The sequence below is a fragment of the Curtobacterium sp. MCBA15_001 genome (genome assembly GCF_001864835.1).
GTDB lineage: Bacteria > Actinomycetota > Actinomycetes > Actinomycetales > Microbacteriaceae > Curtobacterium.
In genome coordinates this window covers 1-23,247 of sequence record NZ_MJGI01000007.1, presented here as the reverse complement: position 1 = coordinate 23,247, position 23,247 = coordinate 1, and the positions used below count along the sequence as shown (strand labels likewise).

15 protein-coding genes are annotated in these 23,247 nt (G+C 72.6%); 7 read left to right on the top strand and 8 right to left on the bottom strand.

Annotated elements, in window-relative coordinates:
* Positions 1–14: 14 nt before the first annotated feature.
* Together BIU90_RS03875 and BIU90_RS18175 are read left to right on the top strand one after the other, a co-directional pair.
* Entirely contained in the window at positions 15–2,933 is a 2,919-nt protein-coding gene (locus BIU90_RS03875) for a glycosyltransferase (protein WP_139195096.1), read from the top strand.
* A gap of 239 nt (positions 2,934–3,172) precedes the next feature.
* On the top strand, positions 3,173–5,908 hold the full coding sequence (locus tag BIU90_RS18175; protein WP_139195095.1) for a hypothetical protein: 2,736 nt from the start codon (positions 3,173–3,175) through the stop codon (positions 5,906–5,908).
* A gap of 441 nt (positions 5,909–6,349) precedes the next feature.
* On the opposite strand, the gene BIU90_RS03865 is transcribed toward BIU90_RS18175, so the two are convergent.
* Positions 6,350–8,035: a DUF2142 domain-containing protein gene (locus tag BIU90_RS03865; protein ID WP_071298930.1), complete on the bottom strand. Its 1,686-nt coding sequence runs from the start codon at positions 8,033–8,035 to the stop codon at positions 6,350–6,352.
* A gap of 241 nt (positions 8,036–8,276) precedes the next feature.
* Here BIU90_RS03865 and BIU90_RS03860 point away from each other — a divergent pair, with 241 nt between their 5' ends.
* The gene (locus BIU90_RS03860; protein WP_175470132.1) at positions 8,277–9,041 is read left to right on the top strand and encodes a polyprenol monophosphomannose synthase; all 765 of its coding nucleotides are present in this window, start codon (positions 8,277–8,279) and stop codon (positions 9,039–9,041) included.
* A complete protein-coding gene (locus BIU90_RS03855; protein ID WP_139195094.1) occupies positions 9,038–10,363 on the top strand; it encodes a lipopolysaccharide biosynthesis protein in 1,326 nt (441 codons plus the stop codon). The genes BIU90_RS03860 and BIU90_RS03855 overlap by 4 nt, the downstream gene beginning before the upstream one ends.
* Here the strand turns inward: BIU90_RS03855 and BIU90_RS03850 are convergent.
* From BIU90_RS03850 to BIU90_RS03840, 3 genes are read right to left on the bottom strand one after another with little or no spacing between them, the layout of a single operon-like run.
* The gene (locus tag BIU90_RS03850) at positions 10,333–11,352 is read right to left on the bottom strand and encodes a glycosyltransferase family 2 protein (RefSeq protein WP_071298928.1); all 1,020 of its coding nucleotides are present in this window, start codon (positions 11,350–11,352) and stop codon (positions 10,333–10,335) included. The two genes, BIU90_RS03855 and BIU90_RS03850, sit on opposite strands and share 31 nt — an antisense overlap.
* Positions 11,352–11,783, bottom strand: coding sequence for a DUF2304 domain-containing protein (locus tag BIU90_RS03845; RefSeq protein WP_071298927.1), 432 nt, complete (start codon positions 11,781–11,783; stop codon positions 11,352–11,354). The genes BIU90_RS03850 and BIU90_RS03845 overlap by 1 nt, the downstream gene beginning before the upstream one ends.
* On the bottom strand, positions 11,780–12,517 hold the full coding sequence (locus tag BIU90_RS03840) for a glycosyltransferase family 2 protein (RefSeq protein ID WP_071298926.1): 738 nt from the start codon (positions 12,515–12,517) through the stop codon (positions 11,780–11,782). The genes BIU90_RS03845 and BIU90_RS03840 overlap by 4 nt, the downstream gene beginning before the upstream one ends.
* Before the next feature lie 144 nt (positions 12,518–12,661).
* Here BIU90_RS03840 and BIU90_RS03835 point away from each other — a divergent pair, with 144 nt between their 5' ends.
* Positions 12,662–14,041: a hypothetical protein gene (locus BIU90_RS03835; RefSeq protein WP_071298925.1), complete on the top strand. Its 1,380-nt coding sequence runs from the start codon at positions 12,662–12,664 to the stop codon at positions 14,039–14,041.
* A gap of 8 nt (positions 14,042–14,049) precedes the next feature.
* On the opposite strand, the gene BIU90_RS03830 is transcribed toward BIU90_RS03835, so the two are convergent.
* Together BIU90_RS03830 and BIU90_RS03825 are read right to left on the bottom strand one after the other, a co-directional pair.
* Positions 14,050–15,462 (bottom strand): glycosyltransferase 87 family protein, encoded by a 1,413-nt coding sequence (locus BIU90_RS03830; protein ID WP_139195093.1) that lies wholly within the window; start codon positions 15,460–15,462, stop codon positions 14,050–14,052.
* 37 nt (positions 15,463–15,499) lie between these two features.
* Positions 15,500–16,813 carry an O-antigen ligase gene (locus BIU90_RS03825; protein ID WP_139195092.1) on the bottom strand — a complete coding sequence of 438 codons (1,314 nt, stop codon included), beginning with the start codon at positions 16,811–16,813 and terminating at the stop codon, positions 15,500–15,502.
* 92 nt (positions 16,814–16,905) lie between these two features.
* Between BIU90_RS03825 and BIU90_RS03820 the strand changes: the two genes are divergently transcribed.
* Positions 16,906–18,288: a hypothetical protein gene (locus tag BIU90_RS03820; RefSeq protein ID WP_139195091.1), complete on the top strand. Its 1,383-nt coding sequence runs from the start codon at positions 16,906–16,908 to the stop codon at positions 18,286–18,288.
* A gap of 12 nt (positions 18,289–18,300) precedes the next feature.
* On the opposite strand, the gene BIU90_RS03815 is transcribed toward BIU90_RS03820, so the two are convergent.
* On the bottom strand, positions 18,301–19,680 hold the full coding sequence (locus BIU90_RS03815; protein WP_071298922.1) for an O-antigen ligase: 1,380 nt from the start codon (positions 19,678–19,680) through the stop codon (positions 18,301–18,303).
* Between the two features lie 19 nt (positions 19,681–19,699).
* On the bottom strand, positions 19,700–21,778 hold the full coding sequence (locus BIU90_RS03810; RefSeq protein WP_083403672.1) for an acyltransferase family protein: 2,079 nt from the start codon (positions 21,776–21,778) through the stop codon (positions 19,700–19,702).
* Between the two features lie 110 nt (positions 21,779–21,888).
* Here BIU90_RS03810 and manA point away from each other — a divergent pair, with 110 nt between their 5' ends.
* Positions 21,889–23,151, top strand: coding sequence for a mannose-6-phosphate isomerase, class I (manA, locus tag BIU90_RS03805; protein ID WP_071298921.1), 1,263 nt, complete (start codon positions 21,889–21,891; stop codon positions 23,149–23,151).
* Positions 23,152–23,247 lie beyond the last annotated feature (96 nt).

Here is a 23,247-nt window from a genome sequence, read left to right as displayed (position 1 = left end):
GGAAGTCGCTCCCGATGAACTCGCGGAGCCGGGGGCTCGCGATCGCCGGGTTCCACTCCTACAAGGGCGCCCGGGTCTGGATCGCCGACACCAAGCAGCTCTTCGCGAAGGTCCCGCAGCGCGCCGCCGGGTTCGAGTCGTACCACGACTTCCTGGCCCAGCAGCGTCGGATCCCGCACGCCCCGCTCGACCGCCTGGCGCAGACGCGCTTCGCCGTCGTCATCGAGTCGACGGACCCGCAGGCCGACCAGGTCACGCGGGAGAGCGTCCGGGCCCAGCGCGGTGACGGTGCGGTCGAGACCGTCGTGGTCCCGCGCGGCACGACGTTCGCGGCCATCACGGAGCGGACCGACGCCGACTTCTACCTCTTCCTGCGCGGTGGCAGCGTGCTGCGCTCCAACGCGTTCACCGACATCGCCCGCGTGCACCGCATCGACCCGGCCCTGGCGCTCATCGTGCTCGACTCCGACCACATCGGCCGTCGTGGCCGTCGGAGCTCGCCCCGGTTCCGGCCGGTGTTCTCGCCGGAGATGCTGCTCGGCGCGAACTACATCGGCCGCGCCTTCGCCGCCAGCCGCGCCACCGTCGCGCAGGTCCCCGAGGCGGACCTGTCCGACCGTGGGATCTGGCGCTTCCTGCTCAGCGCGGACCTCCACGAGCGCACGGTCGGCAACGTCTCGCGCGTGCTGCTCTCCGAGCGCGTCGACGAGACCGCGTGGCGCGCGGTCCCCGCGGACGCCGCGATGGTGCGCGAGGTGCTCGAGGCGCAGGGCAACACGGTCGTCACCCGGCCGCAGGACGGCGTCGTGCGGGTCTCGTTCGAGCCCGAGGCCTGGCCGAAGGTGTCGATCGTCATCCCGACCCGGCACAACCGCCCGAACCTCGACCGCCTGCTGCCGAGCCTCGCCCGCACCGACTACCCCGAGTTCGACGTCACGATCGTGGACAACGGCGGCCAGGACGACGAGCGCGACGCCTGGTACGCCTCCGGGGTCCACGGCATCGTGCCGAAGGTCATGTGGTGGACCGAGACGCCCTTCAACTACTCGCGGGTCAACAACGTCGGCGTCCGCTCGACCGACGGCGACGTCGTCGTGATGCTCAACGACGACACCGAGATCGTCGACCCGACCTGGCTGCGCGACATGGTCGGCATGCTCCAGCGCGACGGTGTCGCCACCGTGGGCATGCAGCACCGCCAGGGCGACGGCCTCATCCAGCACGGCGGCGTCATGGTCGGCCCGAACGGCTTCGCGGACAACCTGTTCACCGGGATGCAGCCCGGTTCGGAGACCCTGCTCGGCTCGACGCGCTGGTACCGCGACTCGCTCGCCGTCACCGGCGCCTGCGTGGCGATCACCCGCGAGCACTTCGAGGCGGTCAACGGCCTCGACGAGCGCTTCATCCTGACCGGCAGCGACGTCGTGCTCGGCCTCGACCAGGTCATCGCCGGTCGCCGCAACGTCGTCATCCCGTTCGACATGGTGCGCCACTACGAGTCCATCACCCGCGGGACCACCGTCCCGATGGAGGACTTCTTCGCCAGCTACTGGCGCTACCACCCCTGGCTGCAGAACGGCGACCCGTACTCGTCGCCGAACGTCTCGCGGCTGTCGGCCGTGCCGCGCTTCGCGAGCACCCGCGACCCGAAGCCGGTCCAGCTCGCCTTCGCGGTGATCGGGCGCGCCTACACGAAGGTCGCGCAGAGCTCCTCGATCTCGGACGAGGCGAAGTCGCTCCTCGGTGTGGCCTCGGTCACCCGTGACACCGTCGCGCGCGTGCACGACCTGCACGCCGCGACGACCGGTCCGCGCGAGGTCCGCACGGTGAACTGGTTCATCCCCGACGTCGACATGCCGTTCTTCGGCGGGCTCAACACCGCGTTCCGCCTGGCCGACAAGCTGACCCGCGAGCACGGTGTGCACCACCGCTTCATCGCGTACGCGCAGCCGAACGAGGCCTACATCAAGTCCGCGATCGCCGCCGCCTTCCCCTCGCTCGCCGAGTCCGAGGTGATGTTCTACGACGGATCGGACGAGCAGATCGCCGCGATCCCGAAGGCCGACGCCGCCGTGGCGACGCTCTGGCTGACCGCGATGCACGTCGCCCGGTCCGACAGCGCGCCGCGCAAGTTCTACCTGATGCAGGACTACGAGCCCGCGTTCTACCCGGCGTCGAGCATGTTCGCGATGGCCGAGGAGAGCTACCGACTCGGGCTCTACGGCATCTGCAACACCGAGAGCATGCACCGCATCTACTCGGGGGAGTACGGCGGCAAGTCGATCCCGTTCACGCCGGCGGTCGACCGCTCGATCTACCACCCCGAAGGACGTCGGCAGAAGGGCGAGGACGAGCCGGTCACGATCTTCGCCTACGCCCGCGACCACTTCCGGAACTGCTGGGAGCTCGTGTTCCAGGCGCTCACCGAGATCAAGCGGCGGCACGGCGACGGCGTGCGGATCCTGGCCGCCGGTGCCCGGTACCTGCCGCAGAGCGCCGACTTCATCGACATGGGGCTGCTCGACTACCGCGCGACAGGTCGGATGTACCGCGAGACCGACATCGGGCTCACGATGCAGATCTCCCGGCACCCGTCGTACCTGCCGCTCGAGCTCATGGCCAGCGGCGTCCCGATGGTCGCGCCCGACAGCGAGTGGTTCACGTGGCTGTTCCGCGACGGCGAGAACTCGCGGCTCACCATGCGTTCGCTGGACGACATCGTCGACAACCTCGAAGCGCTGATCCTCGACGCCCAGCAGCGCCGCCGGCTCTCCGCGGGCGCCCTGCAGACGATCGACGAGCACCACAGCTCGTGGGACCACGCGCTGGAGCACATCTACCCGTTCCTGGTCGACCCCGAAGGCGTGATCGCCGCCCAGCAGCCGGCGGAGGCGCCGGCCGGCACGCTGGCGGCCGCCGAAGCGGCGGACTGACCGGACCGGACACCGGACGCGACGAGCGGGTCGGACAGGAGGCGTGCCTCCCGTCCGGCCCGCTCGTCGCGTCGTGCCCGGCCAGCGTCCGGATCGCGCGTCCCCCGTTCTCGGGTGACAGATGGGGCTGCTGTGAACGCCTGTTGTCGCATAGCATCTTGATGTCCATGTCTGCTGACTCCCGAACAGCAGGTGATCAGACGCCGTGTGGACGCGGCTGACGCCCGAAGGGGAGCTCCATGGCAGCGATGCTGCGATCCATCTGGTTCCGAGGTGCCATCGCGCTCGCGCTCGTCGCGACCGTGGTCGGCGGACTCGTGGCCGTCCAGTCGAACTCCGCCGGCGCGGCGACGTTCCAGGCCGGGAACATCATCTCGGATGCGAACTTCTACAACGCCAACGCGATGTCCGAGGCCGAGATCCAGGCGTTCCTCAACGCGAACGAGCCGTCCTGCGGCAACGGGAACTGCCTGCGCCTGAAGCGCACGGACACCGCCTCGCGCGGCGGCGACGCCATGTGTGCCGCCTACCAGGGCGCGTCCGGCGAGCTGACGTCCACCATCATCTTCAAGGTGCAGCGGTCCTGCGGCATCAGCGCGAAGGCCCTGCTGGTGATCCTGCAGAAGGAGCAGTCGCTCGTCACGATGTCCGCGCCGTCCGACGCGCGCCTGGACCGGGCGATGGGCTACGCCTGCCCCGACAACACCGCGAAGCCCGGCTGGTGCGACCCCGCCTACGCCGGCCTGTACAACCAGATCTACCTCGCCGCGTGGCAGCTCAAGCGCTACGGCAACCCGGCCGGCACCAGCAACTACTTCACGTGGTACCCGATCGGTGTCCCCTCGGCCGTCCGGTACAACCCGAACGCGGCGTGCGGCTCCAGCCAGGTGACCGTGCAGAACAAGGCGACCGCGGCGCTGTACTACTACACGCCGTACCAGCCGAACGCCAGCGTGCTCGCCGGTCGCGGTGACTCCTGCGGTGCCTACGGCAACCTGAACTTCTTCAACTACTACACGAACTGGTTCGGGTCCCCGACCGGCGCGTCGCAACCGTTCGGCAACGTCGAGTCGGTCAAGGCCGGCATCGGCACGGTCAGCGTGTCCGGCTGGGCGATCGACCCGGACGCCGCCAAGACGCCGATCCAGGTGCACGTCTACATCGACGGCGTCGGTGCGGGCGCGATCACCGCGAACCTGGGGCGTGCGGACATCGGTTCCGCCTACCCGAGCAACGGCCCGGACCACGGCTTCGCCGGCACGTTCGGCATCGCTGGCGGTCAGCACCAGGTGTGTCTGTTCTTCATCGACGCGCAGGGCGGCCCCAACACCCCCGCCGGCTGCCAGAGCGTCCAGGTCCCGACCGGGAACCCGATCGGCGCCCTGGACTCCGTGACGACCTCGGGCAACACGGTGACGCTGCGCGGATGGGCGATCGACCCGGACACGAGTGCCTCGATCCCGGTCGACGTGTACGCGAACGCCCAGGGCCAGCACGCCACGGCCGACCAGTCCCGTCCGGACGTCGCAGCGGTCTACCCGGCCTACGGTGCGGCGCACGGCTTCCTGACGACGATGACCCTGTCGCCCGGCACCTGGAACGTCTGCGCCTTCGGCATCAACCAGGGCGGTGGCACCGCGAACACCGGACTCGGCTGCAAGTCGGTGACGATCGTGGCGCCGAGCGGCAACTCGCCGACCGGCGTGTTCGACTCCGCGACGCCGACCGCTGGCGGGATCGCCGTCCGGGGCTGGGCGTTCGACGCAGACAGCACCGCTCCGCTGACGATCAAGCTCAGCGTCGCGTCGACCGCGTCGACCATGACGACGAACCAGGCCCGACCCGACGTGCAGCGCGTCTACGCGAAGGCCGGCGCGACGAGCGGGTTCGCAGGCACGGTGGCGGCTCCCGCCGGCGTGCAGACGGTCTGCGCCACCGCCGTGAACGTCGGCAGCGGCAAGGACACCGACCTCGGTTGCAAGACGGTCACCGTCCCGCAGCCGGTCGTGGACACCGGAGCCGTCCCGCGCGGCAACGTCGACGCGGTCACCGCGGCACCGGGCGGCATCACGGTGCGCGGATGGGCGTTCGACAGCGACACCCCGAAGACGCCGCTCACCGTCACCGCGACGGTCGGGTCGACGGTCACGAAGCTGACGGCGGACGCCGTCCGCACCGACGTCGGGACCGCCTACCCGGCTGCCGGCGCAGCGCACGGCTTCGCGGCGACGATCCCGGCCCGCACCGGTCCGACGCAGGTCTGCCTGTCCGCCGTGAACACCGGCACCGGTGGGGACACGTCGCTCGGTTGCTGGACGGTCGTCGTCACGGACGCCGGCAGCAAGCCGATCGGCTGGTACGACGACGCGACCGCGGTCCCCGGCGGGGTCCGCGTCGTCGGGTGGGCGTTCGACCCCGACACGGCGAAGCCGATCACGGTCCGCGCCACCGTCGGAGGGACCACCACCGTGATCACCGCCTCCGGCGCACGCACCGACGTGCCGAAGGCCTACCCCGCGGCGACCGGGACGACCGGGTTCGACACGACGATCCCCGCCGGCACCGGGAAGCAGACCGTCTGCCTGACGGCCGTCAACGACGGCGTGGGCGGGGACACCGACCTCGGCTGCCGACAGGTGACCGTCGCCGGTGACCCGGGCACGACGCCCCGCGGCTCCGTCGACTCGGCGACCGGTGTCGCGGGCGGCATCGCCCTCCGCGGATGGGCGTTCGACCAGGACACCCCGGGCACCGCGATCACCGTCAAGGCCCAGGTCGGCTCGACCGTCACGCCGCTGACGGCGAACGTCACGCGCAGTGACGTCGGCGCCGCGTACCCGGCCCTCGGTCCGGCGCACGGCTTCGACACGACGGTCCCGGCCCCGTCCGGGCGACAGCAGCTCTGCGTCACCGCGGTGAACACCGGCACGGGCGGGGACAGCTCGCTCGGGTGCTTCACGGTGACGGTGCCCTGACCGGCATCGACCGCGCTGGACGCCGACGGCCCCGACCCCTTCGTGGTTCGGGGCCGTCGGCGTTCCCGGGTGTCGGCGGCGGCCTGGGACGCCGTCGGCGGTTCGGCGGATCGGCGGTTCGGCATGCGGTCAGTCCCGGGTGTGGTCGGCGTTCCGACCCGCTGACGGATGCAGGAGGATCGGGGACCGCTCGCTGTGACGGCCTGGCGCAGACGACCGCGCCCGGTCAGCGCGGCAGGCGCGTTCCTCAGGTGCGGGCCTCGGGCGCATTCCTCAGGTCGGGGGGCGTTCCGCGGAGGGCGGGACGGACCTCCGGTACCAGCCGACGGGCGTCGGTGCCCGGGACGGCCGCGTCGACGTGCGCCTGCGGTCAGCGCGTCCGCGCGTCCGCGCGGGCGCCGTCAGCGGGGTGACCGTGTCAGCGCGTCCGCACCAGCGCCGTCAGCGGGCGTCGGACGCAGTCGGGTCGGTGTCGGCGACCGTGTGGGTCGGCGCGGTGTCGGCGGTCGCGTCGTCGGAGCGCCGTTCCGTGCGGACAGCAGCGCTGGCCGACTCCCGCGACTGACGGTCGTCGTCGAGCGTGGCGTCGCGGGGCCCGTCGACGGGGAGCGGACCGACGGGGGCGACGGCGACGCGCATGACGAGCAGCCCGCCGACGATCACCGCGAGGGTGAGGACGCCCACCCACACGGGCCAGCCCAGCGGCGGCTGCCACTGCGGCTCGGTGACCATGGCACGCCACCCGACGTGCACGCCGACGACGTACCGCTTCAGGGCCCAGATCGAGCTGTGCACGTGCAGCACGGCGAGGGTCACGAGCATCAGCCCGAGCATCCACCGCACCCGCGTGTTCGCGAACGCGTGCGGGAACGCGTGGTCGAGCGCGACGCCGGCGGCGATCACCATGCAGGCGAGGATCGCGAGGACGTAGCGGGCCTGCCAGATGTAGCCGTACTCGGTGACGGCGATGCCCTGGACGACCGGCGGGACGAGGAGCATCGCCGCGGCGAGGACGATGACGCCGAACCGCCGACGGCCGTGGCCGAAGACGAGCGCGCCGATCGTCAGCGCGAGGATCACGCCGCCCCACAGCGAGACCGTCGACGGCGGGAGCGGGGTGTCGATCCAGCCGAAGAGGCCGATGTAGCCGTCCGAGTTCTGGAAGGTCAGCGCGAACATGTGCACGAAGCCGCGCAGGTGACTCGTTCCGGTACCGACGTACGGGACCCCCTCGCCGAGGCTGTTGCTCCCGAGGGTCCAGGCGAGCCCGGCGACCGCGGCGACGGCGAGCACGGCGGCGGCGATCCAGACGGCGCGGATGCGCACCAGGCGACCGAGCAGACGCAGGTCGAGGAGCGTGGCGACCGCGACGAGGAGCAACCAGAGCAGGGCGATGCTCCGGGTGTTGGCGAGCAGCGCACCGGAGACCGCGACGGCGGCCGCATGGCTCGGGGCGACCCGGGCGGCGCGACGTTCGGCGATCAGCGTCAGCCAGCTGAAGAGCATCACGGTCGCCGAGATCTCGAGCGCACTCGGGTTCACGGAGCCCACGATGAACAGCACCATCGGGGTCACGGCGACCGCGAAGGCGCCCAACGCCCACCCGCGGGCGCGGAGCTTCGACAGCGCCACGACCGCCAGGGCGAGGAGTGCGGAGCACCAGAGCAGGCTCACGCCCCGCATGGCGTACAGCGCGGCCTTCCCGTCGAGGACGAGGGACGGCAGACCGACGACGGCGTAGTAGACGGGGTTGTAGGTCCCGGCGCTCGTCGTGGCGGTCTGCTCGGCGTCGGACTGGGTGACCGGCTTCTGGCAGTTGGCGGCGATGCCCGGGTTGAAGGCGAAGCACGCGAGTTTCGACGTCTGCGCGGCCCATGCCGGCACCTCGACGTCGCTCGCCCCCGGCTGCACGGTGGACTTCGCGCCGACGAACTCACCGCGGACGACGGCAGCTGCGTGGATGGTGTGGGCGGGTTCGTCCGGCGCCGACTCGAGCGGACTGGTCATCGCCCAGCTGCCTGCCATGGCTGCGATCACGAGGAACGCCATGAGGAACACCTGCCAGGCGGGGCGTCGTGCGCCGGTCGTTCCGGTCTGTCCGGTCGTTCCGAGCGTCGTTCCCGTCATCGGTGTCCTGCGTCTCCTCACCCGGGCGCCCCTGCGCCACCGCCCGCCGGTCGCGGGCCATCCGGAACTCTAGCAGCGCGCGCGTCCGCTGCTCGTGAGGGCAACGGGTGCAGTCCCTGACGGCCGGACCGCGGCGTCGCGAGCAGGCCGGTTCCGCGTCGGACGGTGCGTCCGAGTAGGTGCCCGGCGACGGGTCGGCTACGATCGCTCGGCGAACATCGACGAAGGAGCGGACCGAACAGTGCCCGACACCCAGGACAGTGCGTCCGCCCTCAGAGCCCTCGTGGTGGTCCCGACCTACAACGAGGTCGAGAACATCGAGACCGCCATCGACAAGATCCTCGAGCACGCGCCCGACGTCCACGTGCTCGTGGTCGACGACGCGAGCCCGGACGGCACGGGTGACCGGGTGGAGGCCCTCGCGGCCGACGACAGCCGGCTGCACCTCATGCGCCGCACCGGCAAGCTCGGGCTGGGGACGGCGTACGTGGCCGGGTTCGACTGGGGACTCGAGCGCGGCTACGGGCTGCTCATCGAGATGGACGCCGACGGGTCGCACCCCGCGGACCGCCTGCCGGCCCTGCTGTCCGCGGTCGCCGACGCCCCGGCTGACGACGTGCAGCTCGCGATCGGTTCCCGCTGGGTCCGGGGCGGCTCGGTCGTCGACTGGCCGAAGCGCCGTGAACTGCTCAGCCGGACGGCGAACCTCTACGCCCGGCTCATGCTCCGTCTCGGCGTGCACGACGTCACCGCCGGCTACCGCGTGTACCGTGCCGACGCCATCCGCCGCATGGACCTGAGCGGCGTCGACTCGAAGGGCTACTGCTTCCAGGTCGACATGACCCTGCGGGTGCACGACCTCGGCGGCCGCATCGTCGAGGTGCCGATCGAGTTCCGGGACCGCGTGCTCGGCACGTCGAAGATGGACCGCTCGGTGATCATCGAGGCGATGCTGCGCGTGACGCAGTGGGGCGTGCAGCGCTGGTTCCGCCGCCCCCGCTCGTGACCCCGCGCGGCACCGAGGGGTCACTCGGCACCCCTGGCGTCCCCGAGGGGGTGCCCGGGACGGTGCAGCCCGCCGCGCTCGCGGGCAGCGCGGACCTGGCCCGGTCGGCAGCCTGGTCGACGGGTGGGATCGTGGCGCAGGGCGTCGCCCGCCTGGCGTACACGGTCGTGATCGGTCGGTCGTTGGGCTCGGCGGACCTGGGGCACGTCAGCGCCGTCCTGTCGCTGTCGATCTTCATGGCGCTCGTGTGGCCGACCGCCGCCGGGAACGCCGCCAGTCGGTACATCGCGTTCGCGGTGGCCCGCGGCCAGGACGACCGTGCGGTCGTCCGGCTCCTCACCCGGACCTGGGCCGTGTCGGTCGTCGTGCTCGCCGCCGTCGCCGTCCCCGTCGCGTGGGGCTGGACCCACGACGGCGTCCTGGCCGCGACCGCGGCGTGGACCGTCGCGGGGTACGGCGCGTACGCCTACGCCCGGACGGGGGCGCTCGGACGGGGCCGCGCACGCCGGGTCGGGCTCGCCGACCTCGGCACCGGACTGCTGGCCGTCGCTGGGCTCGCCGTGGTGCTCGCGGTCGGAGCGCACTCATGGGTGCTCGTGCCGATCTCGCTCGGCTACACCGTGTTCGCCGTCGTCTGCTGGCCGCGGGGGGTCGCCGGCGACACCGAACTGCCGCGGACCGGGGTGCTGTCCTTCGCGGCCTGGAACGTCCTGGCGGGCCTGGCCACCAACGGGCTGCTCCAACTGGCCATGATCAGCGCCGAGGTCTTCGCGGCACCGGCGCAGGTCGGCGTCTACGCGGCGGCCTTCACCATCGCGACCCCGGCCTCCATGGTGGGGCAGGCCGTCAGTCAGATCATCGTGCCGGCGTTCGCGCACGAGGCCGGCAACGGCTCGCTCCGTGACCGTCGCCGGCTCGCCGTCTTCCTGGTCTTCACCGCCGGCTGCGTCGTCGTGTTCGGCGCGATCGCGGCCTTGGCCGGGTTCGTGATGCCGCTGTTCTACCCGGAGCAGGGCGTCGCGGCGGCGCCGGTGCTGCGCGGGCTGCTGGTCGGTGTGTTCGTCTTCACGATCGCGCTGGTCCCGGCCGCGTTCCTGCTCGCGGCCGGACGGTCGGGCGAGGTCGCCGTGGCATCGCTCACCGGACTCGTCGTCGGGGTCGTCGTCATCGCCGTCTCGGTGTCGTCGGCACCGCTGACGGCCGGCACGACCGGCTTCGTCGTCGGCTCGGTGGTGAGCCTCGTCGCGCTGGTCCTGATCGGGTTCCGTTCCGGACGGGCGTCCGAGGGGGATCAGACGAAGCGGCGGGCAACCGTCCAGTAGGCCCGCATCACGGCCTGCAGGACGCCAGCGCCCCGGGGGAGCGGGAACACCTGCTGGTCGAGCGTCGCGGTGAGCAGGCGCGCCATCCGGCGGTCGTCCACGACGGCTGCGGCCTCGACGCGCGCACGGCGCTCGGCGAGCCACGCCTGGTTGTCGCGGATCCACCGGCGCGCCTCGCGGTGCTGCGGCCCCCACCCCTGTGCCCGGGCCACCAGGCCCATCGCGAGCCCGATCGCCCAGGCGGGCAGGGCCGTGGCGGCGCGGAGCCGGCGGCCGTACAGCGTCGAGAGGAAGATGCGGCGGTTCCGCTCGAGCAGGAACATCTTGCGGGCGTTGCGGCTGAACTCGTAGTGGTGCAGGACGACGGCGTCGGGCACGAAGACGACGCGGAGCCCGAGCTGCCAGGTGCGCCAGCTGAGGTCGACGTCCTCGTGGTACGCGAAGTAGGTGTCCTCGAAGCCGCCCAGGCGCTCCCAGAGCTCATGGCGCAGGACGAGCCCGGCGCCGGAGGCCGATGCGATGTCCTGCTCGCGGACGTGTGCCGCCGCCGGTTCGCCGTAGGCGCCCGCCCAGCTCAGGCCGACGACGTGCACCGGGTTGCCGGCGGAGTTCATGGTGTCCGGGCGGTCGGCCAGACGGATGCTGCCACTCGCGATGCCGACGTCGGGGCGCTCGGCGACCCGTACGAGGGCGGCGAGGGCGTCCGGACGGACCTCGGCATCGGAGTTCACCAGGCCGAGGTAGGTCGTCGTGACATCGGCGGCACCGAGGTTGACCCCGCCCGCGAAGCCGAGGTTCTCGGCCGGGGTCCTGACCGTCAGCCGAGGGTCCGCAGGGAGCGTCCGGACGGCGTCGGACGTGCATCCGTTGTCGACCAGGACGACCGCGACGTCGACACCCTGCGATTCGAGCACGGACCGCACGGCGGCGTGCAGGACCGGTTCGTCACCGTAGGCCAACATGACGACGGTGACGTCTCGGGCCGTCATCAGCGGTGGTCCGCGTCGTGCACGTGCGCGGTGACGTCCGGCTGCGCGACCGGTCGCTCAGCGGCCGGGCGGACGACCGCGACCTGGTGCTCGAGGCGTTCGATGCGCTCTTCGAGCAGCGCGCTCTGTTCTGCCAGCACGCGGGTCTTCTCCTCGAGCACGGTGAGCTCGGCGCTCTGCGACACCGACACCATGAAGAGCAGGACGAGGCAGATGAAGAACCCGAGGTTCGTGGGGACCGAGAACCCGAGGAGGGAGGCGGTGTCGACGAGCAGACCGGGGAACACGGCCACCACGAGGGCGACGATCCCGGCGACGATCCACCACAGGGCGTGGCGTTCGCGCAGGCGGCGACGACGGAGGAGCTCGATGACCGCCCCGAGGACGAGCAGGGCGACGACGATGCCGAAGACGTAGGTCACGACGTTCACGAGCCGGGCACCTCCGATGCACGGAGGGACAGGCGGGGACGCCAGAGCGCGACGACGAGGGCCATCGCTGCACGCCCGAGGTAGATCATGGCCTTGAACGGCGCGTGGGAGGGCGTGCCCCCGGCTCGGACGCGCATGGCCACGGGGATCTGTTCGATCGAGCAGCCTGCCCGGGCAGCGAGCACGAGGGACTCGACGGTGTCCCCGAGGTACTCGGCGGGGTAGTGCGCGGCGAAGAGCTCGAGCGCGCGCGGACCGGCGCCGCGGAAGCCCGACGTCGTGTCGGTCAGGCGGGTCCGGGCGATCCGCGACACGACCGACGCGAGCACCACCATGGCCCACCGGCGCGGACCACGTGTCTCGTAGTCGCCGACGCCGGCGAACCGTGCACCGATCACCACGTCGTTGCGCTGCAGCGCGTCGAGGATCTGCGGGACGCCGGCCGGGTCGTGCTGCCCGTCGGAGTCGACCTGCACGGCGTACCGGAAGCCGTTGGCGACCGCGTACTTGAAGCCGGCGCGCATCGCCCCGCCGACGCCGAGGTTGAACGGCAGGTCGAGGACCGTCGCACCGGCACGGCGCGCGACCGCGGCGGTGTCGTCCGCAGACCCGTCGTTGACGACGAGCACGGTGACGCCCGGCAGCGCGGCCTGGACCTCGCCCACGACGTCGCCGACCACCGCGCTCTCGTTGTACGCGGGCATGACGATGAGCGTCTGCTGGAGCAGGGACATGCCGTCGATGCTACCAACGGCTTCCACCGCGCCGGACGCGGCGGCCTCGCCACCCCCACGCGGGCCCGCGCCCGTCCGTGACGAGGGCGCGTCGCGGAGCGTCGGGGTGGCGGCACACCACGGCTCGACTAGGGTCGTCGGTCGATGGAGCGCGCACAGAAGACCCTCACCACCGCCGTCGGCGCGGTGGTCCTCGCAGTGATCGCGACGGCCTTCACCTGGTACCGGCTCGGGCCGACGACCCGGGCGACCGTCTGGGCCGAGGACGGTGACGTGTTCTTCAGCGAGCACCTGCAGTACGGCTCCGTGGGCTCACTGCTGCACCCCTACGCGGGCTACGTGCACCTGCTGCCGCGCCTGGTCGCCGACCTGGCGTTCCACCGGCCGATCGAGCAGTACGCGGTCACCGTCGCGGGCGCCAGCTGCGTCGTCGCGGGCATCGTCGTCGCCGCCGTGTTCGTGCTGTCCGCCGACGTCGTCCGGGCCTGGCCCCTGCGCCTGCTCCTCGCCGCGGTCCCGGTCATCGTGCCGATCGCGCCGATCGAGGTGCTCGGCAACGCCGCGAACCTGCACTGGCTGATGCTCCTGCTGGTCCCGTGGGTGTTCACCGCCCACGTGAAGACCTGGTGGGGCTCCGCCGCCGTCGCTGTCCTGGCGCTGTTCGCGGTGTTGACCGAGCCCCAGACCCTGCTCTTCGTCCCGCTGCTGGCGGTGGCGTGGTGGCGACGGCCGCTGCGCGACGCGCTGCGTGCACTGCCGGTGACCCTCGTGACACTCGGCGGTCTGGGCCTGCAGGTGTGGACGGCGCTCACCACGGTGCGGCCGACGTCGGCCGGTGACCCCTCGGTCGCCGAGCTCGTCAAGGGCTACCTGCTCGAGCCGCTCGCGGGCGCGTGGATCCGTGACTCGTTCATGGTGACGCGGGCCGTCGTCGCGCACGGGTCCTTCGTCGTCGTGGTGCCGGTGGTCGCGATCGCGGTGCTGCTCGTCGCGGCGTTGGTCGTCGGGTCCTGGCGGGGCCGCATCCAGGTCGTCGCGCTCGCGATCGGGTCGATCGGCATCTGGACGGCGGCGTTGCAGGCGAACAGCTCCGGCAACCGGGGATGGGACGAGCCGGCCGGGCTGCTGCAGGCGATGACGACCGTCCCCACGCGCTACGCGGCACCCTCGGCGATGCTCCTCACCGCGGCGGTGGTCCTCGCCGCAGCGCTGCTCATCGGGCCGCGACCGACCAGGCGATCCGGTCGGGTGCCGCTCGTCGACCGGAGCCGGGCGCTCCGGGTGGTGGCCGCTGTCGCCGGCTGGGGTGCGGTCGTCGTCGTGGTCGCGGCCGCGGTGGGCTCGGTCACCCCGGGGCTCTCGCAGCGGCAGGACGGACCCGCGTGGCGTCCCCAGGTCGAGGCGCAGACCGCCCTGTGCCGGGCCGACCCGTCAGCGTCGATCGTCGTGCACAACGCCCCGCACGCCATCGACAAGGTCTGGGACACCGCCGTGCCGTGCCGACTGGTGGTCGGCGGCCGCTGAGGCCCCCGTCAGCCCGCGGGGTCCACGCCGATGGTCCGGGGGACCTCGGGACCCGGCGCGGCGCTGAGCACCTCGCCGTCCCGGTCCGGGGCTGCGCTGCGTGACCGGTCGTCCCGGCGCCTCGGGATCCCGGGGCGTGGGGCCACCGGAGCCCGGAGGAACCGCACGACGAACACGACCAGCAGCACGGCGCGGATCCAGATCGCCGCGGTGAACAGCTGCAGCGCCCAGGTCCCGCCGGTCACGCCGAGCGCGCTGTAGTACAGGTTCCGGAAGAACCCGGTGGTGAGCGCGACGTCGGTGACCAGGTAGGCGGCGATCCACCAGCCTCCCAGTCGCAGCACGACGAAGAACGGCAGCAGCCAGAGCACGTACTGCGGCGAGTCCACCTTGTTGCACACCATGTACACGCAGAGCATCGCCGCGGACGCCTGGACCCAGGGCGTCCGACCCGTCCGGACGCCCAGCACCACCGCGACGACGAGCACGGCCAGGAGCCCCACCGCGGTCGACACCGTGGCCAGCGTCGCCATCGTGTCCTGGAACGGCGAGGCCGGATCGCTCGACCAGGGCAGGAGGCCGTAGTACCAGATCGACAGGGTCGACGAGTCGATCGGTCGCTGGGCCTGGTACTCGACGACGGACCACCATCCCTCGGCGTTCACCAGCGCGAACGGGACGTTGGCCGCGAGCACCACGGCGAGCCCGGACCCGAGGGCGACCGCGGCCCGGCGGTAGCGACCCGGTCCGCCCGGGGGCCGGTCGTCCGGCGCGTCCGCGGTGTCCCGGTCGAGCACCGCCGCCAGGACCAGGGCCGCCAGGAACATCAACGGGTACAGCTTGAACGCCCCACCCGCTCCGAAGGCCGCTCCGGCCAGGCCCCACCGCAGCAGCGGCGGCCACCGCCCCGGTGCCCGCGTGGCCACGAGCAGACCGGCGACGGTGCACAGCACCGGCAGCAGGTCCCAGTTGTAGACGGCGTAGAGCATCACGGGCGGGGTCGCCGCGAACACCCAGGCACGGCGTCCGGCGATGCGCGCGAGCATGAGCGTCACGAGCACGACGAGCACGGCCGCGACGAGGGCCGTCACGACGAGGAACTGCTTCGCGGAGTCCGCGGGCAGCGCGGTGGCCCAGATCCAGATCCCGGTGAGGGTCGGGTACTCCACGGAGCCGCCGCCGAGGACGGGCGGATCGCCGCCGTACGTCCCGGTCACGTACGGGAACAGGTGCTCACCGAGCTGACGGTGGTTCCAGATCGCGGCGACGTCGGACCAGCACGCGTACTGGCTGACGTACGCGACCCGCGGCACACCGGGCGGCTCCGACACCGTGCACGGCAGCTTCTGGACGAGGTTGAGGACCGTCCCCACCACGGCGACGAGGCACATGGCGAGACGTTCGAGCAGGCGTGGACGCACCCGCCCACCGTACTGGGCGGGCGGTGCCGACCCGGGCTCAGGCGTGGTGGTCGGCGCGTGGCAGGAGCCGTCGCCACGACCGGCGTCGGGCGGCGACCACGATCACCGTCGTGAAGAGCATGAGCCCCGCACCGTGCAGCAGGTAGCTCTCGGCGGCGCTGGTGACGCCGAGCAACACCAGGATCGCGGCGGGCCAGACGTACGCGACGCCTGGGAACGAGGTCGCGGTCGTCCAGGCACGGGCGAAGGCCAGGAGGGACGTGGCGAGCAGCAGGACCGTGCCGGCCAGGCCGATCTGCAGCCATGCGTCGACGAAGGCGTTCAGCCCCGACGTGAAACGCGTGCCGGTCGGGTCGACGAGCGTGACGAAGGGCACGACCGCCTCGTGCGGCCAGGTCCCCACCCAGCCCCAGCCCTGGATCGGGTGCTGCTCGCTGAGCACGCGGATCTGCGCCCACAGGCCCAGTCGGACGGCGCTGCCGCCGGACGCGCCGATCTCGGCGAGGATCCGGTGGCGGGCGAGCACCCCGACGACGCCCATGCCGATCACGATCGCGGCGAGCACGGTGTTCACCACCGGACGTGTGCGGGGCCGGGCGTGTCGGAGTGACCAGAGAGCGAGCGCGGTGACCGCGAGCGCGATCATCGCCAGGCCGGTGATGGGGGACTGGACGAGCATGAGCGCGATCACGGCGAGCGCGGTCGAGGCCACGGCCCGCCACGTCGTGACGGAGCGGGTGAGGAACTCGACGACGAAGGTGACGAGGGCGACGGCCGCGACGAAGCCCATGAAGTTGCGGGTGCCGCCGATGCCCTGGATCGGGCCGCCGTACGCGATGTCCCCGCGGATGCCGAACGCCGGCAGGGGCACGTCGAGGACCAGACCGGACAGGACCTCGAGCCCGAGCGCCACGACGAGCAGGATGCGGAAGGCGTCGCCGGCGGCGCGGATGACCTGCACCAGGTCGCGCCCGAGCGCCAGGTAGAGCCCGAGCCCGACGAAGCCGACGGTCGCCACGAACCCGCGCAGCGCCACCCAGGAGTAGTCGCTCCAGGCAACGCTCAGCGCGCAGTACCCGACGAAGGCCAGCAGCGACAGGGGCAGCACGCCGTGCCACTCGATGCGGTACCGCTGCCCCAGCAGGCTGAGACCGGCGAGCACGACGAGGGTGACCAGCACGGCCCAGGTGCCGGCGGTGCCGACGAGGGCGGTCGCGGTCGGCTGCCCGAACGCGAACAGCAGGATCATCGTCGCGAGCGCCTGGCTGAAGCGCCCGCCCGCCGAGAACCCGATCCAGGCGGACAGGTAGCGGCGCGCGAGTGCTCGCCTGCCCACCCTGTTGTCCGTCACCGGTCCATCCTCTCGCACGTCGTGCGGTGTCGAGCGCGCCGCACGGTGCGTCGACACGGCTCCTGGTGCGGCGCATATATCGTGGATGCGCGATGCGACGAGCGCCGAGGGCCCTGACGACCGCGTTGGCGGCGCTGGTGGTCGCAGCGGTCGCGACCGGTGCTGCCTGGTACCGCCTGGGGCCGGTCACGCGCGCCACGGTCTGGGCGGAGGACGGCGGGATCTTCTTCCGCGACCGACTGGCGTTCGGCGCGGACGGTTCGCTGTTCCGGCCCTACGCCGGCTACCTGCACCTGCTGCCCCGTCTGGTCGTCGACCTCGGGTTCGCCCGGCCGGTCGACCAGTACGCCGTCACCGTCGCGGGTGCCTGTTGCGTCGTCGTCGGGGTGGTCGCCGCGGCCGTGTTCGTGCTCGCGCGCGACCTGGTGCCGGCCTGGCCGCTCCGGCTGGTGCTCGCTGCGGTGCCGGTGGCGGTGCCCGTCGTGCCGGTCGAGATCAGCGGCAACGCGGCGAACCTGCACTGGTTCATGCTCCTGCTGGTGCCCTGGGTGTTCGCCGCCCGGGTGCGCTCGTGGTGGGGGTCCGCCGTCCTCACGCTGCTCGCCCTGGTCGCGGTGCTCACCGAGCCGCAGACGCTGCTCTTCGCACCGCTGCTCGTGGTGGGGTGGCTCCGGACGACCAGGGGGCCCGAAGGCAGTCGGCTGCGCGCCCTGCCGGTCTCGATCGTGACCGCGGGCGCCGGTGCCGCGCAGGTCGTGTGCGCCCTGACCGTGCCCCGGCTCTCACCCCCGGGGGACCCCACGGTGCGCGACGTCGTGCACGGGTGGTTGCTGATCGTGGTCCCGAGCGCCTGGACGCGCCAGGTCGGGACCGTCGCGGACGCGATCGCTCGGCACGGGTGGTGGGTGCTCGTCGTGCCCCTGGTCGGCATGGCCGTGCTCGTGGCCGCTGCGCTCGTCGTCGGCTCGTGGTGGGCACGGGTCCAGGTCCTCGCCTTCGGGCTCGGGTCCTTCGTGGTCTGGACGGCAGCGCTCGTGGCGAACCTGGAGGCGAACGGCCACTGGGGTGAGGTCGCCGTGTCGACGCTCGCCGGGTCGGGGTCGAGCCGGTACTCGGCGGCGTCGGCGGTGCTGCTGACCTCGGGAGTGGTCCTGGCCGCTGCGGTGGTGGCGGACCGACGATCGTGGGCGGGCGGTCCCCGGTCGGGGACGGCAGCGGCCGGGTCGGTGCCTCGCGTGACGCGCGCGGTCGCCGGCGCAGCAGCGGGCGTGCTCGCGTGGGGCGCGATCGCGGTCGTGGTTGCAGCCGCCGTGACGAGCGCCGTCCCGGGCGTGACCCAGCGCTCGAACGGTCCGGCCTGGGCCCCACAGGTGCACGCCGGCGAGCCCGCGTGTCGAGCGGACCCGGGCGTGGTCCTGCAGGTCAGGACGGCGCCGTGGGGGACCGACGTCCCGTGCGCGCTCGTCCTGCGCTAGACACCGGTCCGGTCAGCGCGCGGCGGACCAGCGGAACTCGCGCTTCGCCGGGGGTGTCCGCGGACCGTCCCCGACGGACACCGGTTCCTCGCCGACGAGCACGTTGCGGGACTTGATCGCGACGAGCGCGAAGAGGATCCAGTTCCCCTGGTACAGCAGCCGCGACTCGGCGACCGACTGCACGAGCAGCGCGACGACGACGAGCAGCGGCAGCAGCGACACCGGGTCGAACGGGCGGGGGAGCTGGTCCGGGCCGTACCCGATCCGGGTGGCGCTCGACCACGACCGGTTCAGCGTCGTGAGGACGTAGATGCCGAACAGCACCAGCCCGATGATCCCGGTCTGCAGCCACACGTCGAGGTACGCGTCGTGCGCCTGCAGGTACGTGACGCCCTTGCGGTGGGCGATGTCGGAGAGCTCGTGGATGCTCGGCCACCAGTAGCCGATCCAGCCGGAGCCGAGCACCGGGTGCTGGTCGATGCGTTCGAGCACCACCCGCCAGATCTCGCCGCGACCGGTGAGGTCCGAGCTCTTGCCGAGGAGGCCGGTGACGACACCGCGGCCGAGCACCGCCGCGACGGCGACCACGACGGCCAGGCCCGCGACCAGCGCGTACCGCGGGGTCCGGCGTTCGGTGGGGACCCGGCGGATCACCACGGCCAGCGCGGCCGCCACGGCGACCACGACGGCGGCGGCGAGCACGGTCGAGGACCGGGTGAGCCCGAGCACCAGCACGGCGACCACGAGCCACCCGATGGCGCGGTTGCGGCGCATCCGGCCCTCGGCGAGCTGCAGTGCCACGGCGATCGCGGCGAGCAGTGCCACCATCGCGAGCAGGTTGGCGTTGCCGGGCAGGCCCTGGATGCGGTCACCGGTGAACAGCACGGCACGCGAGAAGTAGAACGCGTCCGGGATCTTCGCATCGCCGTAGTGCGTCCAGATCGGTGCGATCGGGTGGCGGACCAGGACGGCCACGACCGCCTCGAAGAGCAGCGAGAGTCCGAGCACCCACCGCATCGCCAGACTGATCGCGTCCAGGATGCGCCGCCAGGTCAGGGTCGAGGCGATCGCGAACGCGACCAGCGCACAGAGCACCTGCGCGACCATGCTCGCGGTCGTGGCGGCACGCCAGTGCGACCAGACGACCGACAGCAGGCACCAGGCCAGGAACACCCAGAGCGCACGGGGCGTCCGGGCCAGCGACGGACGGGCACGGACGACGATCGCGACGCCCCACGCTCCCTCGAGTGCCCAGACGACGGCCGCGCCGTACCAGGTGATCATGTTCGGGACGGCGTCGCCGGCGAACATCGTGAGCAGGACCGTGGCGGCGAAGGCGAAGGCCTCGCGCTCGGGGACGGTGCCGCGCGCCAGGGGCCAGGTGTTCGTCACTCCGACAGGGTAGCGCCGCTCACCCGTCCAACGAGTCGAGCGCGTCCTGCAGGTCCTCACCGAGGTACGGCGCGAGCGTCGTGGCGAAGGTGGCCGTCAGGTGCGTGGGGTCGCGGTGCACGAGCACCCCGCCGATCACGGCCGGACAGCTTGTCGCCGTGCAGTAGTAGCGGGTCAGGTCCACGAACCGCGCCCGGTCGCCGATCGCCGCGACGGCCTGCTCCGATCCGTCGAACGAGGACAGCGCCTCGGTCCGGGGCACGTCGCAGGCGGTGGTCGTCGGACCGGTCATCTGTCCGAGGCAGGTCATGACGTCGTCGTGCGCCACGGGGTTGTCCCGGATCGCGATGACGGGGACGCCCACGTCGGTCGCGGCCCGCCACGCGCCGACGAGACCGTCCACGGTCGCTGCCTCGTCCGCGGTGCGCGACTTGGTCGTCGCGTGGGTGACGACCAGCGCGTCGAGGTCGGGGTGCGAGCCGATCCAGGCCAGCGCAGCCTGCTTCCAGCCGTTGCACGAGTCGACGTACGCCTGCGACGGCGCGTCCTGCACGGCGGTCGTCAGGTAGCAGCCGATGTGCCCGGCGACGTCGATCCGCCAGTTCCGCTCCTTCGCGATGGCCGCGTAGGCGCTCAGCAGGGCGTTGTTGTGCGAGTCACCGATCGCCGCGATGTGCCGCGTGTACCCGGTCGTCGGCCCGAGGCTGCAGACGTTGAAGTCCGCGGTGGTGTTCGACCAGCACGCCATGCGGTTCACGTCGTCCTTGCTCGCCGCCGCCGGGGTCGGGACCCGGACGTCGGCCAGGGCCGGGTTGACGCACGGGTCCGGGGACCCGATGCGCGCCGCGGCGCCGAAGCACCGGACGTCGCCGGTCTCGAGCGATCGCTGGAACGCGGCGGCGTGGGTCTGCTGCACCTGGAGCGCCCCGAGCGTCGAGGCGCCGAGCGCCAGGACCAGTACGGTGCTGAGCGCGCCGTACAGCGCCACGCGCCGCGGTCGGAGGGTCCGGAAGCGCGCGGAGAACCGGAGCGGCTCCTCGACGAGCAACGTCGTCGCGGTGGCGAGGACGGCGGTCACCACCAGGATCGCGACCTTGTCCCGGGTGCCGAGCGGGTGGCCGGTCGCGATCGGCACCAGGACGACGGCGGGCCAGTGCCACAGGTAGACCGCGTACGAGATCCGGCCGACGAAGGCGACGGGTGCCCAGCGCCCGAGGACCTGGAGGCCGCTCCGACCGCCGAGCAGCACCACGAGCGCCGCCCCGACGACCGGCAGCAGCGCGGCGGTGCCGGGGAACGGGGTGGTCGGGGTGATCACGACGAGCGACGCGAGGAGCAGGACGGCGCCCAGCCACGCACCTCCTGTCCGGACGGACCGGGCCACGCGCGTGGCGGGGGCGGACAGCGCCACCGTGGACGCGAGCCCGCCGAGCGCGAACTCCCAGGCCCGGGTCGCCGTGGAGAAGTAGGCGATGCCGGGTGCCGTGCGCGTCTCGACGACGCACCAGACCAGGGACACGACGACCACCGCGCCGAGCAGCACGCGCGCCGTCCGCACGGGGGAGTGCCACCGCGTGCGTCGGAGCACGAGCGCGAGGAGGACCAGCAGGACCGGCAGGGCGATGTAGAACTGCTCCTCGACCGACAGCGACCAGAAGTGCTGGAACGGTGAGGGCTGGTTGTCCGAGGCGAGGTAGTCGACGGAGTCGGAGGCGAGCTGCCAGTTCTGCGCGTAGACGGTCGCGGCGATGAGCTCGCGTCCGTACTGGCCCCACAAGGTGCTCGGGACCAGCAGCAGGACCGCCGCGCCGGTGGTGAGCAGCGTCAGGAACGCGCCGGGCAGCAACCGCTTCGCCCGTCGTGCCCAGAACCGGCCGAGGGCGATCCGGCCCGTGGTGGTCTGTTCACGCAGCAGGTGCCCGGTGATCAGGAAGCCGGAGATGACGAAGAAGACGTCGACGCCCACGAACCCGCCGGGCAGCCGGTTCGGCCACAGGTGGTAGACGACCACGGCCAGCACGGCGAAGGCCCGGAGTCCCTGGATGTCCCACCGCGTGGTGTCCGGGCGGCGTCGGGTGCGGGCGGACGACTCGGGCATCCCGGAAAGTCTATGTATGACGGATCGTCCATGCCGCGCCGCACCACCGCGCACCACCCCGCACCGCAGTGCGCGGCGGCCTGACGGTCGCTGCCGATACGCTTCGGGACATGTTCCTCGGCATCACGAACACGGCCCGCGACTACGCCTGGGGGTCGGTCACCGCGATCCCCGAGCTCCTCGGGCGGACCGTCACCGGCGCCCCGCAGGCAGAGCTCTGGCTCGGCGCGCACCCCGGCAGCCCGAGCGTGGTCGTGAACCCCGCCATGGTCGGCGGCGCGGACACCGTCCTCGACTGGATCGCCGCCGAGCCCGAGACCGCCCTGGGCGAGGACCGCACCGGCCTGCCGTTCCTGCTCAAGGTGCTGGCCGCCGCGGCACCGCTCTCGCTGCAGGCGCACCCCACCCCGGAGCAGGCGCGCGAGGGCTACGACCGCGAGGAAGCGGCGGGCATCCCGATCGACGACCCGTCCCGGAACTACAAGGACCCGTTCCCCAAACCCGAGCTCGTCGTGGCGCTGAGTGACCGCTTCGACGCCCTCAGCGGGTTCCGGCCGATACCCGAGACCCTGGTCGACGTCGCGACGCTCGACGGGGACAGCGGGCGGCTCGGTCCGCTCGTGGCACACCTGCACCAGGGGCTCGAGGACACGGTGCGCTGGCTCGAGACGGCCGACGCGTCCGCGGCGGCCGTGATCGACGCCGCGGGCCACCTGGCCACCGAGCTCGTCGCCGAGCACGGCGAGCACGGCGAGCACGGCGTGCACGGCGAGCACGGCGATGCGCTCTCGCCGAACATCGTGACGGCGGCCGACCTGGCCCGCGCCTACCCGGGCGACCCGGGCGTCGTGGTGTCGCTCCTGATGCACCGCGTCACCCTCACCCGCGGTCAGGCGATGTACCTGCCCGCCGGCAACGTCCACGCCTACCTCGAGGGCCTCGGCATCGAGCTGATGGCGCCGTCCGACAACGTCCTGCGCGGAGGGCTCACGCCGAAGCACGTCGACGTGGACGAGCTCCTGCACGTGCTCGACTTCACCGCGTACCCGGCGCCGCTGCTCGAGCCCGAGCACCTCGCGGACGCCGTCGACCGGTTCGCGCCCGACGGTGTGGGGTTCGCCCTGGTCCGGGTCACCGGCGACGGCGCACCGGTGGGCCTGAGCACGGGCGGTGTCGCGCCGCTGTCGGGGCCCTCGATCGCGATCTGCACCGAGGGCGTCGTGACCCTGGTCGGCGCGACGTCGGCGACCCTGCTCCGGCAGGGCGAGTCCTGCTTCATCACGCCGGACGAGGGCGACGTCACGGTCGAGGCCGACTCCGCCGCCGGCGTGACCTCCACGGTGTTCATCGCGACCGGCACGCCGACCGCCTGACGCGGCAGCGCCGCCCGCCGAGCGCCCGCGCGCGGCACCACCCCGCACCGCCCCGCCCCGCCGCCGCCGCCCCGCCCCGCCGCCGCCGCCGCCGCC

Bases quoted from the DNA above. Each gene is read 5' to 3' on its own strand.
- BIU90_RS03850 (WP_071298928.1), bottom strand. From the start codon at position 11,352: ATGACGGCCCGAGACGTCACCGTCGTCATGTTGGCCTACGGTGACGAA.
- BIU90_RS18175 (WP_139195095.1), top strand. From the start codon at position 3,173: ATGGCAGCGATGCTGCGATCCATCTGGTTCCGAGGTGCCATCGCGCTC.
- BIU90_RS03840 (WP_071298926.1), bottom strand. From the start codon at position 12,517: ATGTCCCTGCTCCAGCAGACGCTCATCGTCATGCCCGCGTACAACGAG.
- BIU90_RS03875 (WP_139195096.1), top strand. From the start codon at position 15: ATGAACTCGCGGAGCCGGGGGCTCGCGATCGCCGGGTTCCACTCCTAC.
- BIU90_RS03810 (WP_083403672.1), bottom strand. From the start codon at position 21,778: ATGCCCGAGTCGTCCGCCCGCACCCGACGCCGCCCGGACACCACGCGG.
- manA (WP_071298921.1), top strand. From the start codon at position 21,889: ATGTTCCTCGGCATCACGAACACGGCCCGCGACTACGCCTGGGGGTCG.
- BIU90_RS03835 (WP_071298925.1), top strand. From the start codon at position 12,662: ATGGAGCGCGCACAGAAGACCCTCACCACCGCCGTCGGCGCGGTGGTC.
- BIU90_RS03820 (WP_139195091.1), top strand. From the start codon at position 16,906: ATGCGACGAGCGCCGAGGGCCCTGACGACCGCGTTGGCGGCGCTGGTG.
- BIU90_RS03865 (WP_071298930.1), bottom strand. From the start codon at position 8,035: ATGACGGGAACGACGCTCGGAACGACCGGACAGACCGGAACGACCGGC.